The following is a 13,325-nucleotide window of genomic DNA, read 5'->3' as shown; positions in this document are numbered from 1 at the left end:
CCAAACCAGTGAAAGATCAATCAGGCAAGACCGCAGTACCGCAAGCATTTCAGGATGTAGCAAAAGAATATCTGCACATGCCCGTTGCACCGGCTGGTGCTAAAATCGGTCTGTTCGGTGGTTCTTTCAACCCGCCTCATGCAGGCCATGTTCTGGTGGCAGAATTGGCACTGGAGCGGCTGGGGCTGGATCAGGTCTGGTGGGTGGTGACACCCGGCAATCCGCTGAAAGATGTGAATGAACTGGCGCCGCTGTCCAGGCGCATTGCGCTGAGTGAAGAGCTTATCACTGATAAGCGTATTCATGTGACGGCATTTGAAGCCAGTTATCGGGTGCGCTATACGGCAGATACGCTGGCGCTGGTGCGCAAACACAATCCGGACAAGCATCTGGTCTGGATTATGGGCGCGGATAATCTGATGAATTTCCATCACTGGCAGGAATGGGATGAGATTGCCCGTACCTATCCAATTGCTGTCATCAACCGGCCGGGTTCGAATATGGCGGCGGAAGATTCCGTGATGGCGCAGCAATTTGAGGCGGCACGCCTGCCTGAAACAGAGGCTGCAAAACTTGCAACACAGCCGGCTCCGGCATGGGTTTTTATCCACGGGCCGCAGTCTGATCTTTCATCCACGCAATTGCGCCGGCAAGAGATGAGAGAATAAGACGCAAAATCAGCAGGTTATTTTTCCTGTCAAATTTCCATGAGCCTGTGTCTTGAAACAGACACAGGACTCTGCCACTTTTATAGTTACACGGGGAGTAGTTGCCGTGTGGCGTTGTTCTTTACGGAAAGGTACTCATTGAGAACAGCAATTGAAAAGAAGGGTGTTACCACGCCTTCACCAGCTGAGGTCAGCGGCGAAGCCACTGTGTCTCATGCTTTAGAGGTTCTGCTTGCAAGCCTTGATGACTCCAAGGCAGAAGATATCATTTCCATTGATCTGCGCGGTAAATCCGCTTTGGGCGATTATATGGTGATCGCTTCCGGTCGCTCCCAGCGCCATGTCGGTGCTGTGGCCGATCATATGCTGCGTGCGCTGAAAGAAATCGGTGTGCGTGATGTTCAGATCGAAGGTCTTGAAGCAGCAGACTGGGTTCTGGTTGATACGGGTGATATCATCATCCACATTTTCCATCCGGAAGTCCGTGAGTTCTATAATATCGAAAAAATCTGGCTCACACCGGAAGCGGATGAATTTAATCCGCGTAAAAAGTCAGTGCATTAATTTGCACGATGATTTGTAAGATCAGGCATGCCGGATTGTGACGGCATGCTGCTTAAACTGCCTGACATGCTATGGCAGGCAGAGGTTTTTTGATTATGCGTGTTACAGTTTTTGCGGTTGGAAAAATGAAAGCCGGTCCCGAACGGGAACTGGCCGAGCGTTATTTTGACCGTTTTGCCAAGTCCGGAACGGCCTTGGGATTTGAGTTTACCGGCGTCAGTGAGATTACCGAAAGCAGGGGCGGCAATGCGGATCAGCGCAAGACCGATGAAGCTGCACGTGTTTATGAAGCACTGGATAATGGCGCAGCGCTGATCCTGCTGGATGAGCGCGGCAAAGAACTTGGCTCTGAAGCCTTTGCCGAGCAAATGGGAAAAATCCGTGACGGCGGCAAAAGACAGTTGATTTTAGCGATCGGCGGGCCGGACGGTCATGATCCGCAATTACGGGCGCGGGCTGATCTGGTGCTGGCGATGGGCAAGATGACCTGGCCGCATCAGCTGGCACGTATTCTGATTGCCGAGCAATTATACCGTGCGGTGACTATTCTTTCCGGACATCCGTATCATCGGGTGTAATTTGAACGTATCCCGAAAAGTGCGAAGCGCCTACGCGGGGAAATCAGTTCACCGGACTGATTTTTTATCCCCCGATCAGATAAGATACGCATAATCACAAATAAATAGAGCATTTACAGACGGATTTTGACACGGATAATCTTTGTTATAGATTCACCGCTATAACTGAGTGATCGCAACGGATCAGTATTCGAATTTTGATGAATAATAGCAGCATTTCCTTCCGGCTTTTTAAGATGAGCCGCATTTGTGCCGGACAGGTCAGATGCGTGTTTTCTGCCGGTTTGTTGCTGCTGTTGCCGGTTCCGGCTCTTGCGCAGGAGGCAGCACCATCTGCTCCGCCGCCGGTACCGCTGGAAGAACAGCATCAAAAAGTCTCGGGCAGTCTGGATGCTATTAACAGCGAGATTGCGCTTTCCAAAGAAAAGCTGCAGCAGCTGGAAACAAGCGTTTCAGAACTGAAAAAAGATCAGGCAACCATTACCGCCGCATTGATCCAGTCTGCCAAGACAGACAAGAAACTCTCGGAAGATATTGAGGCCGCGGGGCAGAAACTGACTGCGCTCAGCGAGCAGGAAGACGGTATCCGGCTATCCTTGCGTTCCCGCCGTAAAGTTCTGGCGGAAGTACTGGCAGCTTTGCAGCGTATGGGTCTGAACCCGCCGCCTGCTATTCTGGTGCGCCCTGATGATGCGTTGTCCTCTGTGCGTTCTGCCGTGCTGCTCGGTGCGGTGGTACCGGAAATGCGGGCGCAGACGCTGGAACTGATGGCTGATCTGAAAGAGATGCAGCGCTTGCAGGCTTCGATCAAAGATGAGCAGGAGCGGCTGATTGCCAGCCGCACTGCGCAACTTGAAGAGCGCCAGAAACAGGAACTGCTGCTGGAAGAAAAGCAAAAGCTTTACAGCCAGTCTGAAGAAGAATTGCAGACTGAACGTGCCCATGCCGCAGAACTGGCTAAAAAAGCAACCAGCCTGAAAGATCTGATTGCCTCGTTGCAGGAGCGAATGGATAAAGTCCGCATGGCAGCGGATGCCGCACGCGATGCCGAGCAGCAGCGACTGGCCGACGGGCAGGAGCGCGCAGCACAGTCCGGCGAGAATTCGCTGGTGTCCCGTGCGAATTTTGCATCTCTGCGCGGGCAACTTGTGCTACCGGCCAGCGGTAAGATCGTACAAAAATTCGGTCAGAAAGATGATTTTGGCCGCCCGCGTGCAGGAGAAATGCTGCAAACGCCGCAAAACGCCACGATTACGTCACCTTCTGATGGCGTTGTACTTTATGCGGGGCCCTTTCGTTCCTACGGACAACTCTTAATCCTTGATGTTGGCAGCGGATATCATATCGTGATGGCAGGATTAAGCAGAATCAATGTTGCGCAGGGCCGGTTTGTGCTGGCGGGTGAGCCGGTCGGAACCATGGGAGATAAGCTTTTAACCAGTGTTGCTTCACTGGGGAGTGGTAATTCTTCACCGATGCTTTACATAGAATTTCGAAAAGATGGGAAATCCGTCGATCCGACCCCGTGGTGGACCGACAGGCATTCCGGAAGGACACAAGATGATACGTAAACTGTCGCTTCTTTTCGCAGGTGCCTTGATGGGGGCTTCGGCGATGGTTGCTGTGCAGGGGGCTCCGGCTTCAAGTGCAAATGCTGCCAGTAATGATACCTATAAAGAACTCGCAATTTTCGGCGATATTTTTGAACGTGTGCGCCAGCAATATGTGACGCCGCCGGAAGATAAGAAGCTGATAGAAACCGCCATCAACGGTATGCTGACCTCGCTTGATCCGCATTCCTCTTATCTCAACCCTGAAGCCGCGCAGGATATGCGCGTGCAGACAAAGGGTGAGTTCGGCGGTCTTGGTATCGAAGTGACTATGGAAAATGATCTGGTTAAGGTCATTGCACCGATTGATGATACACCGGCATCGAAAGCCGGCGTTCTCGCCGGTGACCTGATCACGCAGATCAATGGCGCGGAAGTGCGCGGCTTGTCGCTGAATGATGCTGTCGACAAGATGCGCGGGCCGGTTGATGAGGCGATTGAACTGACCCTGATCCGTCAGGGGGCAGACAAGCCTATCAAACTGTCGATCAAACGCGCAATCATCAAGGTCAAAGCTGTCCGCTACCGCGTTGAGAATGATGTCGGTTATCTGCGTGTGATTTCCTTCACCGAGAAAACCTCTGACGATCTGACAAAAGCGATCAAGGATATTCAGTCACAGATTCCTGAGAACAAGCTCAAAGGCTATGTGCTCGATCTGCGTCTCAATCCGGGTGGTTTGCTCGATCAGGCTGTGTCTGTATCGGATGCGTTCCTTGATAAGGGTGAGGTTGTTTCAACCCGTGGCCGTGACCCTCAGGATGTTACCCGTTTTGATGCCCGCGCAGGCGATCTGACCAAAGGCAAACCTGTTATCGTTCTGATCAATGGCGGCTCGGCCAGTGCGTCTGAAATTGTGGCCGGTGCCTTGCAGGATCATCGCCGTGCAACGGTTCTGGGTACACAGTCCTTCGGTAAGGGCTCCGTGCAGACCATCATTCCGCTTGGTGAAAACGGCTCGCTGCGTCTGACGACAGCGCTCTATTACACCCCATCGGGCAAGTCGATTCAGGGCAAGGGCATTACACCGGATATCAAGGTGGAACAGCCGCTGCCGGATGAGCTGAAAGGCCGTGATGTCACAACCAAGGGTGAGGCCGGACTGAAAGGCCATATCAAGGGTGCTGAGGAAGATGACAGTGGTTCAGGTTCTTCGGCCTATGTGCCGCTGGAGCCAAAGGACGATATTCAGCTGGGCGAAGCTCTGAAGCTGCTGCGCGGTGAAATGGCCAATGCGGCATTCCCGCCGGATCCTAAGAAAGATCTGCCAAAGCCTGATAAACAATAAGCTTGTATACTTCAGAAAAACGCGGGGCAGTCCCCGCGTTTTTTGTCTCTGGTGATAGATAAACGGAATGAAAAACATGACTGAAAAGCGTGATTTCGCATCGCTGCCTTATCGCCCTTGTGTGGGCATTATGGTTTTGAACAGCGAAGGCAAAGTCTGGGCAGGACGCCGCATCATTGAGCCGAATGGTGAGATGGAAGGTGCAACGCAGCTTTGGCAGATGCCGCAGGGTGGTATTGATGCCGGTGAAGATCCGGCAACGGCATCGCTGCGCGAGCTCTATGAAGAAACAGGAATGCGTAGCGTCAGCCTTTTGGCAGAAGCGCCGGACTGGATCAATTATGACCTGCCGGAACATCTGATCGGTATTGCCTTAAATGGCAAATATCGCGGTCAGACACAGCGCTGGTTTGCCTATCGCTTTGAAGGCGACGAAAGCGAGATTGCAATCAACCCGCCACCGGGCGGACATGATGCTGAATTTGATATGTGGGCATGGAAACCGATGATGGAGCTGCCGGAACTGATCGTTCCGTTCAAGCGCCCTGTTTATGACGAAGTCATTCAGGCTTTCAGACATCTGGTCTGAGGTTTTATCACTTACAAAAACGCCGCTCTTTTGGATGCCTATCTTGTCCGACAGAGCGGCGTTTTTTATGCCGGATCGTAGCGCATATTATTGGCCGGAGCATCGAGCCTGAACTCCAGCCCCTGCGATAAATAATGCAGCTCGGCAGAGCCGCCGAGACTGGCTGCAAGGGTACGCTCAATCAGTCGCGAGCCGAAGCCGCGCCGCGCTGGCTTCTCCACTTGTGGTCCGTTCTTTTCTATCCAGTAGAACCGGAAACGGCCATTTTCCACGCGCCAGCTGATTTCGATATGTCCGTCAGGTGTGGAGAGTGCACCATATTTGACAGCATTGGTACCAAGCTCATGCAGAGCCATGACCATGGATAAGGCCTGCCGTGACCCAAGCGTAACGGGAATGCCGCTGATATTTATGCGTTTTTCACCGGTTCCGGCATGAACGGACAGGCTGTTGGTGACAATATCCGCAAGTTCGGCACTGACAGATTTTGCCCCTTGGGTCAGCACGTCCTGTGCTTTGCTCAGCGCCATAATACGGGCTTCGAAGGCGGCTCTTGCATCTTCCGCGCTGGTCGTACTGCGCAGTGTCTGATTGGCAATGCCCTGAATAACCGCAAGAATATTCTTACTGCGATGGGCCAGTTCTGCGGTCAGCATAGCCTGTTGTTCTTCTGCATTTTTGCGGTTTGTAATATCCTGTACGATACCGCGCATACGCACCACAGCACCCTGATCGTCACTGATGAGTTCCGTTGAAAGTGCAGCCCAGCGTTGTTCATTATTATCCAGCCGGTGAATAAGATATTCGCTATAGCCGGAACGGGGCAAAGCCAGAGAACCGGATTTTGCCATATCGGTTTTGTGCTCGTCACAATTGCGGGGCGACATCAGCTTTTCAAAAAGCTCAATCGTAATATTGGTGTCCGGCGCAATACCGTAAATCTGCCGGATCTGGTTGGTGACAGTGATGGTGCGGCTGATCAGATTTATATCGAATGCCCCGATCCCGCCGGCCTCCTGAGAAAGACGAAGCATTTCTTCCTGTTCGCGCAGGCGCTCCTGCTGCTCGCGAACAAATGTGCGGTCCATGAGGATTTTGAGAAAACCCTGCATATGCCCGTCCTGATCGTAGAGTGGCAAAAGCTGGCCGCTTGCCCAGAACCGGCTGCCATCCTTGCGCATATGCCAGCGCTCCACCGCATCCTGTTTGTGATGCAAGGCGCTGACACGGCGCATTTCCGGTACATTTTTCTCACGCTCTTCCGGTGTGAACAGGATATCGACTGAAGATTTCAGCACTTCCTCTTCTGTCCAGCCGAATAATCTGCGCGCACCTGCATTCCAGCTGGTGACCTGACCGCTCAGTGTTGTGGTGATAATCGCATAGTCCAGCGCATTATCGATAATAAGCTGGTTCAACTGCTCTTTGTGTTGCTGCCGGTGATGGCGCGCCTGCATTTCCATATGCGAACCGGCAATCTGTGCCAGCCTGCGAAAATCCTTGAGTTGCTCGGCAGATAAATGACGCGGCTTTTTATCGAGTATCAGCATCGTGCCGAAAATGGTGCCGTCATGGCCGGTCAGTTTTATTCCGGCATAAAAACGGTAAGGTGAGGTGCCGGTTACAAACGGTTCACCGGCAAAGAGCGGCGTTGTGCTTGCATCGCTGACGATAAAAATATCATCGGCGAGCAATGTCTGGCGGCAAAAATTATGTCCGGGAGGAGGGGCGTTCAGCGTCAGGCCGTAAACGGCTTTAAAAATCTGCTGCTCTTGGGAAATGAGATTGATAGCCGCGACCGGTGCGTCGCAGAGTCTGGCAGTCAGCGCTACCAGATTATCAAGAACAGGATCATTTTGTCCGTTCATGATTGTAAAGCGCGGTAAAACAGCCTGAAATAATGAAGATGCTTCGGACAATCCGAAAAGATTACTGACTGAGGTATCCCATCTGGCTTCCACCTGCGTATCCCCCATGCGAGCTTGTACTTTAGCAAATGTATAAATTTACACGATTTTAACAAGCGGAATATTTGGAAGGCAGTATCTCTGATTTTGAGGATGAAAATAAGGCGTTTCTTAAAATAGTGTTAATTTGTAAAGCCGGGCTTTGTATCGTCTGTTTATGTCTGTGCCTTGTGTTTATGAAAAACCGGCTCCTGATTTTACCGGCACTGCTCTGATCCTGTTATATTTATTGATTTTATTATGCAGCCATGTGGTCTTTAATGCGTTATCCTGATGATGCGACCGGTCATTGTTGTCGGAATAATGAGCGGAATGCAGTAAATTCTGAAACAGGCAGCAATTAATATCGGAGATAATAATGGGTGCAGAAAGTTTACTGGTCTTTCTTATCGTAGGTCTCGTCGCCGGCTGGCTCGCGGGTCAGGTCGTGCGCGGTGGTGGTTTCGGCTTGCTCGGAAATCTCGTCGTTGGTGTGATCGGCGCGTTTCTGGCTGGCTGGTTGTTGCCGCGTCTTGGTTTCGCGATTGGCGGCGGTGTCATTGCCGCAATTGTGAATGCATTTATCGGTGCTGTTATCTTGCTGGTTATACTGAGACTTGTAAAACGAGCGTGATCTTTTAAAATTCATTATTACAGCCTGCCGGAACAGAGTCCGGCGGGCTTTCATTTGTTTTGACGCTTGTTTTAGTGAGTTGTGATGACGCCTCCCGCCCGTTTGCTGACCGGTTTGGTTCTCACTGCCGTTGCCGGTTTTGTTGATGCGCTCGCTTTCATTGAGCTGGGCGGTTATTTTGCCTCTTTCATGAGCGGAAATACAACGCAGCTCGGGCTGGCAATGAGCGGGCCCGATGGTCGCGCGCTGCAATTGCTGCGTGGACAAAGCCTGTTTATGCCGCTGCTGCTGATCGGGCTGTTTTTCAGCGGGGCGTTTCTTGCGTCTTTTATCAGTGCCCGTGAGCAACACTGGTATTCAGCACGGGTTATGCTGCTGGTTATCACGCTTCTCTTAAGCACCATGCTGCTTGGTCAGATCCAAGGACTGGCATCAATACCGGTCATTTTGCTGGCGGCGGCAATGGGTGCGCAAAATGCTGTGTTTAAACCGCATGGGGCAGCACGGCTTGGTACAACTTTTGTGACCGGAACGATTTTTAACGCAGCCAATGATCTGGCGCATAGTTTACGCGGACAGGCTCCGCGTTACCGCTGGCTGCAGCATATTTATGTGTGGCTTTCGCTGGTCTTTGGTGCAGCCTGCGGGGCCGTTTTATATACCGGCACAGGTATCTGGTCGCTTTTACTGCCCGTCGCAGTTTTGACACTGATGCTGGTCTTTTACCGGCTCAAAGAGAAGTGAGCATCGCGCCTAAATAAATAAATGGCGCTCCTGCTCCACCAGACCGGAAATGTAATCCGCAACAATATGGATGCGGCGCAAGGTGCGGGCTGTTTCATGATAAGACAGCCAGTAGGAGCGCTTGATACGTTTATGGGGCAATATTTCGGTCAGATCGGAATATTCGCGGGCAATGAAACCGTGTAAAATACCGATGCCGGCTGCGGCTTTGACAGCTTCAACCTGTCCCAAAGCGCTGGAAACCTCAAAGGCAGGCTGCCAGTCGCGGCTGATTTCCCGTGCATAATCCAGTGTCGGTGTGGCAACCAGATCCTCCACATAACCGATCAGCCGGTGATGATTTAAATCCTCAACAGTTTGCGGTGTGCCATAGCGTTCAAGATAGTCTTTGTGCACATAAAGGCCGAGATTATAACCGGTGAGTTTACGGGCGATCAGTCTGCCGGTCTCTGGTCGCTCGACACTGATGGCAATATCAACCTCACGGCGTGAGAGTGAGAAAGAGCGGGGAACGGGCACGAGCTGAATGGTCAGATCGGGATAGAGCGCTGAGAAACGTGCCAGTCTCGGGCTGAGAAAATTCACACCGAAGCCGTCCGGTGCGCCGATCCTGATTGTACCGGCCACAGTAATATCCGCATTGGCCAGATGGGCATGGGCGCTGAGCATTTCTGCTTCCATTTTTTCTGCGGAGAGCAGAAACTCTTCACCGGCCTGCGTGAGTTCCGAGCCATTGGTGCGCCTGTTGAGTAATGTGGTTTTCAGGCTGCCTTCAAGTGCTGTGAGCCTGCGTGAGACTGTTGTGTGATTAAGGCCGAGCTTCTTGGCCGCGCCGAGAATTTGTCCGGAGCGGGCAACAGCCAGAAATATGCGAATATCATCCCAGTTCATGGCTTAAGCTTATATATATTTTTGCACAACGGATACGCTTTTCACCTACTTGAAAACTATTTTTTGCAGGGCGATGATGGAGCAGAGATTTTAAATTCGGGAGAGAGTTGTGATGAGACAGGTCGGGCATTTTATCGGCGGCAAGCATGTGGCAGGCGCAAGCGGCCGGACGACTGAATTTTATCAGCCTATGGATGGTGCGGTGCTGGGGCAGGTTGCTCTGGCGACCAAAGACGAAGTGCGTGCAGCGGTTGAAAATGCCAAGGCGGCGCAGCCTGCCTGGGCTGCGACCAACCCGCAGCGCCGTGCGCGTGTTTTGCGCAAATTTCTGGAACTGGTTGAAGCCGAATATGACAGCCTTGCGGAATTGCTGGCGCGTGAACATGGTAAAACCATTCCTGATGCCAAGGGTGATATTCAGCGCGGTCTGGAAGTGATCGAATTCTGCCTTGGTGCGCCGCATCTGCTGAAAGGTGAATTTACAGATGCTGCCGGTACCGGCATTGATGTCTATTCCATGCGCCAGCCGCTCGGTGTTGTGGCGGGTATCACGCCATTCAACTTTCCGGCGATGATCCCGCTGTGGAAGGCTGGCCCAGCGATTGCTTGCGGCAATGCCTTTATTCTCAAGCCTTCCGAGCGTGATCCGGGCGTGCCAATGCGTTTTGCGGAATTGTTTATGGAAGCCGGTCTGCCAGCCGGTATTTTCAACGTGGTCAATGGCGATAAAGATGCGGTTGATGCGCTGCTGGATGATCCTGATGTCAAGGCAATCGGTTTTGTCGGCTCCACCCCGATTGCGCAATATATTTATGCCCGCGGCTGCGCCAATGGTAAGCGCGTTCAGTGTTTTGGTGGTGCTAAAAACCACATGATCATTATGCCGGATGCGGATATGGATCAGACTGTGGATGCGCTGATCGGCGCCGGTTACGGTTCTGCCGGTGAGCGTTGTATGGCGATCTCGGTTGCTATTCCGGTCGGTCACGACACCGCCGAGCGTCTGATGGATAAGCTCATCCCGCGTGTCGAAGCGCTGAAGGTTGGCCCGTCAACGGATGTGTCTGCGGATTACGGCCCGCTGGTGACACAGCAGGCGCTGGATCGTGTACGCGGTTATGTTGATCTCGGCGTGGAAGAAGGTGCCAAGCTGGTTGTTGATGGCCGCAATTTCAAAATGCAGGGCTATGAAAACGGCTTTTATCTCGGCGGTTGTCTCTTCGATCATGTGACCAGAGATATGCGCATTTACAAGGAAGAGATTTTCGGCCCTGTGCTCAGCGTTGTCCGTGCCAAGACTTATGAAGAAGCACTTTCCCTGCCGAATGACCATGAATATGGCAATGGTGTCGCGATCTTCACCCGTGATGGTGATGCCGCCCGCGACTTTGCCTCCCGTGTTCAGGTTGGCATGGTTGGTGTGAATGTGCCGATCCCTGTGCCGATTGCCTATTACACATTCGGCGGCTGGAAAGGCTCCGGTTTCGGTGATCTTAACCAGCACGGCCCCGATGCTTTCCGCTTCTACACCAAGACCAAAACCGTGACCTCACGCTGGCCGTCGGGTGTTAAGGATGGTGCAGAGTTCGTCATTCCGACCATGAGTTGATATTTCGGCTCTGGCGGACTGCAAATGGCACTTTGCTCCACTTGCATTTTTTAGTTTTTCATTAGCCCTAATCAGGGCTAATGAGGGCTCACATATTTTAGTACGCTCCGCTCCGGTTTTCGCAAAGCACCACTTTCGCCACGCCATAACCAAAATATTGGCAGCGTCTCATTCTGAAACCCCGTTTGCAAAAACGGGGGTTTTATTATGCATGCAAGGTCACAATTGGTGGATTTTCCTGACAAAACCGCCAGTGAACAAAGCCCGTTGCTCCGTGCCATTGATAAACAACCTGCGGTGACCGGACTTCTTCCTGTCGCCAACGGGTGTTTTCTGACATTCGGAGTTGTGCATCATGTATCTGGAATGTTTTCGCGTCATGGAAAATGCGCCGCAGATTATTTCCGGTCGTGCCGAGCGTGACTGGATGGATGGTTTTCACATCCGATTTCCCTATCGCTGCCTTCCATTGACCATGGCGAATACGACCGGCTGGGAAATCCTCTGTCCGACAGATATCCGTATTTGCTGGAATGGCGGTAAGGATAAGACGGATGTCACTATATCTTGCCGCGACCGTGAATTTTCGCATTTTGTGGAATCGCATTTCAGCCACGGCGTTGTGACTTTCCATACCGGCTATCTGTTCCGCACACCGCCGCAATGCGCATTGCTGGCAGGTGGTGCGCCCAACCATGTTAAGGATGGTATTCAGCCTCTGACCGGTCTTGTTGAGACAGACTGGCTGCCTTTTCCCTTTACCATGAACTGGATCATGACACGGCCGGGCATTGTGCGTTTTAAAAAAGGGGAGCCGTTCTGTTTTATCCAACTGACGGAGCATCATAAAATGGATGCGGTCAAGCCGGTGATCCGCAGGATCGAGGACGCACCGGTTTTGCAGCAGGAATATGAGACATGGTCAAAGGTACGGCGGGAATTTAATCAGAACCTTATGAATGGTGATGTGCAGACTGTTAAACAGGCATGGCAGAAATTCTATTTCAAAGGCGAAAAGCCGGATTCTGAAGGCGAGGGGCAGGCGGAAGGGCATGTGAATAAACGACGTTTACATATGCCGGAAATCGCAGATCAGTCATCTGTTGAGATGCCTGCAGAGAGTGTGGCTGACGCCTGAAAGACAGATTATCGTCTCTGTAGCCCTGTTTCTTATAAAATTGACTTTACTATAGAATCCGGCGGGGGTTCTATAGCGACATATTTATATTCATGCCGGATATCTTCCATGACCGTTTCTGCGCCGACAAGCACCAATGCCGTAATCGTTATTTCCAGCCATGTGGTGCGTGGCTCTATCGGCAACAGAGCAGCTGTCTTTGCACTGGAGCGGCTTGGCTATCCGGTTTGGGCTGTGCCGACCGTTATTCTGCCATGGCATCCGGGGCACGGGCCTGCGGGGCGGATTATTCCTGATGCCGCGCAGTTTTCTTCCTTGATCGGTGATCTGGAGCGCGCGCCATGGCTGGGTGAGGTGAGTGCTGTACTGACCGGCTTTATGAGCAATGCTGCGCAGGTTGAAGCCGTCGCGCATCTCATAGCTGCCATGAAAGCCAAAAATCCGAACCTGCAATATATTTGCGATCCTGTGATCGGGGATATGAAGGGGCTTTATGTGGCGGAAAGCACAGCCATTGCCATTCGTGATCTGTTGCTGCCGCTGGCCGATATCGCCACACCGAACCGTTATGAGCTGGGCTGGTTGACGGGAACGGAACCGGCTGACAATCAGCAATTGATGGAAGCCGCGTTGCGTGCTGGACCGGAGACCATGCTGGTCACTTCTGCCTTTGCGCTGATGCGCGATAGTATCAGTAATGTTCTGGTGACGCGGACGCAGGCTTTGATGGCCGAACACCGGATAGTTCACGGACCTGGCAATGGTATGGGCGATCTGACCTCGGCTTTGTTCCTTGCCCGTAAGATGAGCGGCATGAATGAAGAAAAATCATTGCAGCTGACCACAGCTGCCGTGTTTGAAATTCTTGCCCGCGCAGCGAAACGCGGTGCGGATGAACTGATGCTGGAGGCCGATGCAGCGAGTCTGGAGCGGCCGATGGCCATGGTGCAGTTGCGTCGTCTGGTTCATCCAAATCACGGCCAGGTCGCGGGATGAGCGCCTTAGAGGCGCTCTTTTTGCATTGTGGGGCATCAAAGCTTGAAATTTTTTGTAGATAAAATTTTTT

13 protein-coding genes are annotated in these 13,325 nt (G+C 52.2%); 11 read left to right on the top strand and 2 right to left on the bottom strand.

The genetic code is table 11. From position 1 onward, the window contains the following. Nucleotides 1-8 precede the first annotated feature (8 nt). The 6 genes from LDL70_RS13835 to LDL70_RS13810 all read left to right on the top strand — a co-directional run bounded on the left by LDL70_RS13835 (nt 9) and on the right by LDL70_RS13810 (nt 5,297). Complete coding sequence (locus LDL70_RS13835; RefSeq protein WP_370637841.1) at nt 9-668, top strand: nicotinate-nucleotide adenylyltransferase; 660 nt, start codon at nt 9-11, stop codon at nt 666-668. A gap of 138 nt (nt 669-806) precedes the next feature. Continuing rightward, entirely contained in the window at nt 807-1,232 is a 426-nt protein-coding gene (gene rsfS, locus LDL70_RS13830) for a ribosome silencing factor (RefSeq protein WP_028233940.1), read from the top strand. A gap of 95 nt (nt 1,233-1,327) precedes the next feature. Beyond that, a complete protein-coding gene (gene rlmH, locus LDL70_RS13825; protein ID WP_116089148.1) occupies nt 1,328-1,810 on the top strand; it encodes a 23S rRNA (pseudouridine(1915)-N(3))-methyltransferase RlmH in 483 nt (160 codons plus the stop codon). A gap of 200 nt (nt 1,811-2,010) precedes the next feature. After that, entirely contained in the window at nt 2,011-3,381 is a 1,371-nt protein-coding gene (locus LDL70_RS13820) for a murein hydrolase activator EnvC (RefSeq protein WP_370637840.1), read from the top strand. After that, entirely contained in the window at nt 3,371-4,708 is a 1,338-nt protein-coding gene (locus LDL70_RS13815; protein WP_022712243.1) for a S41 family peptidase, read from the top strand. Before LDL70_RS13820 ends, LDL70_RS13815 begins: the two co-directional genes overlap by 11 nt. A gap of 76 nt (nt 4,709-4,784) precedes the next feature. After that, nucleotides 4,785-5,297: an RNA pyrophosphohydrolase gene (locus LDL70_RS13810; RefSeq protein ID WP_225685311.1), complete on the top strand. Its 513-nt coding sequence runs from the start codon at nt 4,785-4,787 to the stop codon at nt 5,295-5,297. A 65-nt stretch (nt 5,298-5,362) separates the two neighbouring features. Here LDL70_RS13810 and LDL70_RS13805 read toward each other — a convergent pair whose 3' ends face one another. Next, nucleotides 5,363-7,273, bottom strand: a complete 1,911-nt coding sequence (locus LDL70_RS13805) for a PAS domain S-box protein (protein WP_225685310.1) — start codon at nt 7,271-7,273, stop codon at nt 5,363-5,365. Nucleotides 7,274-7,622: 349 nt separating this feature from the next. Between LDL70_RS13805 and LDL70_RS13800 the strand changes: the two genes are divergently transcribed. Continuing rightward, nucleotides 7,623-7,877, top strand: coding sequence for a GlsB/YeaQ/YmgE family stress response membrane protein (locus LDL70_RS13800; protein WP_022709794.1), 255 nt, complete (start codon nt 7,623-7,625; stop codon nt 7,875-7,877). Between the two features lie 84 nt (nt 7,878-7,961). Continuing rightward, on the top strand, nt 7,962-8,621 hold the full coding sequence (locus tag LDL70_RS13795) for a YoaK family protein (RefSeq protein WP_225685309.1): 660 nt from the start codon (nt 7,962-7,964) through the stop codon (nt 8,619-8,621). A 9-nt stretch (nt 8,622-8,630) separates the two neighbouring features. On the opposite strand, the gene LDL70_RS13790 is transcribed toward LDL70_RS13795, so the two are convergent. Next, nucleotides 8,631-9,512 (bottom strand): LysR family transcriptional regulator, encoded by an 882-nt coding sequence (locus LDL70_RS13790; protein ID WP_225685308.1) that lies wholly within the window; start codon nt 9,510-9,512, stop codon nt 8,631-8,633. A gap of 112 nt (nt 9,513-9,624) precedes the next feature. Between LDL70_RS13790 and LDL70_RS13785 the strand changes: the two genes are divergently transcribed. The 3 genes from LDL70_RS13785 (at nt 9,625) to pdxY (ending at nt 13,255) form a co-directional block, all read left to right on the top strand. Continuing rightward, entirely contained in the window at nt 9,625-11,121 is a 1,497-nt protein-coding gene (locus tag LDL70_RS13785) for a CoA-acylating methylmalonate-semialdehyde dehydrogenase (RefSeq protein ID WP_225688576.1), read from the top strand. A gap of 355 nt (nt 11,122-11,476) precedes the next feature. Next, nucleotides 11,477-12,259, top strand: coding sequence for a DUF6065 family protein (locus LDL70_RS13780; RefSeq protein WP_225685307.1), 783 nt, complete (start codon nt 11,477-11,479; stop codon nt 12,257-12,259). Nucleotides 12,260-12,367: 108 nt separating this feature from the next. Further along, nucleotides 12,368-13,255 (top strand): pyridoxal kinase PdxY, encoded by an 888-nt coding sequence (gene pdxY / locus LDL70_RS13775; protein ID WP_022709789.1) that lies wholly within the window; start codon nt 12,368-12,370, stop codon nt 13,253-13,255. Nucleotides 13,256-13,325: the final 70 nt, after the last annotated feature.

It is taken from the genome of Pseudochrobactrum sp. XF203, from assembly GCF_020341615.1.
In the GTDB taxonomy this organism is placed as follows: Bacteria; Pseudomonadota; Alphaproteobacteria; order Rhizobiales; family Rhizobiaceae; genus Pseudochrobactrum; species Pseudochrobactrum saccharolyticum.
The sequence above is the reverse complement of the archived record's forward strand: the minus strand, read 5'-3'. Positions and strand labels throughout refer to the sequence as shown.

Bases quoted from the DNA above. Each gene is read 5' to 3' on its own strand.
- LDL70_RS13815 (WP_022712243.1), top strand. From the start codon at position 3,371: ATGATACGTAAACTGTCGCTTCTTTTCGCAGGTGCCTTGATGGGGGCT.
- LDL70_RS13805 (WP_225685310.1), bottom strand. From the start codon at position 7,273: ATGGGGGATACGCAGGTGGAAGCCAGATGGGATACCTCAGTCAGTAAT.
- LDL70_RS13820 (WP_370637840.1), top strand. From the start codon at position 2,011: ATGAATAATAGCAGCATTTCCTTCCGGCTTTTTAAGATGAGCCGCATT.
- LDL70_RS13785 (WP_225688576.1), top strand. From the start codon at position 9,625: ATGAGACAGGTCGGGCATTTTATCGGCGGCAAGCATGTGGCAGGCGCA.
- LDL70_RS13810 (WP_225685311.1), top strand. From the start codon at position 4,785: ATGACTGAAAAGCGTGATTTCGCATCGCTGCCTTATCGCCCTTGTGTG.
- pdxY (WP_022709789.1), top strand. From the start codon at position 12,368: ATGACCGTTTCTGCGCCGACAAGCACCAATGCCGTAATCGTTATTTCC.
- LDL70_RS13800 (WP_022709794.1), top strand. From the start codon at position 7,623: ATGGGTGCAGAAAGTTTACTGGTCTTTCTTATCGTAGGTCTCGTCGCC.
- LDL70_RS13780 (WP_225685307.1), top strand. From the start codon at position 11,477: ATGTATCTGGAATGTTTTCGCGTCATGGAAAATGCGCCGCAGATTATT.
- LDL70_RS13795 (WP_225685309.1), top strand. From the start codon at position 7,962: ATGACGCCTCCCGCCCGTTTGCTGACCGGTTTGGTTCTCACTGCCGTT.
- rlmH (WP_116089148.1), top strand. From the start codon at position 1,328: ATGCGTGTTACAGTTTTTGCGGTTGGAAAAATGAAAGCCGGTCCCGAA.
- LDL70_RS13790 (WP_225685308.1), bottom strand. From the start codon at position 9,512: ATGAACTGGGATGATATTCGCATATTTCTGGCTGTTGCCCGCTCCGGA.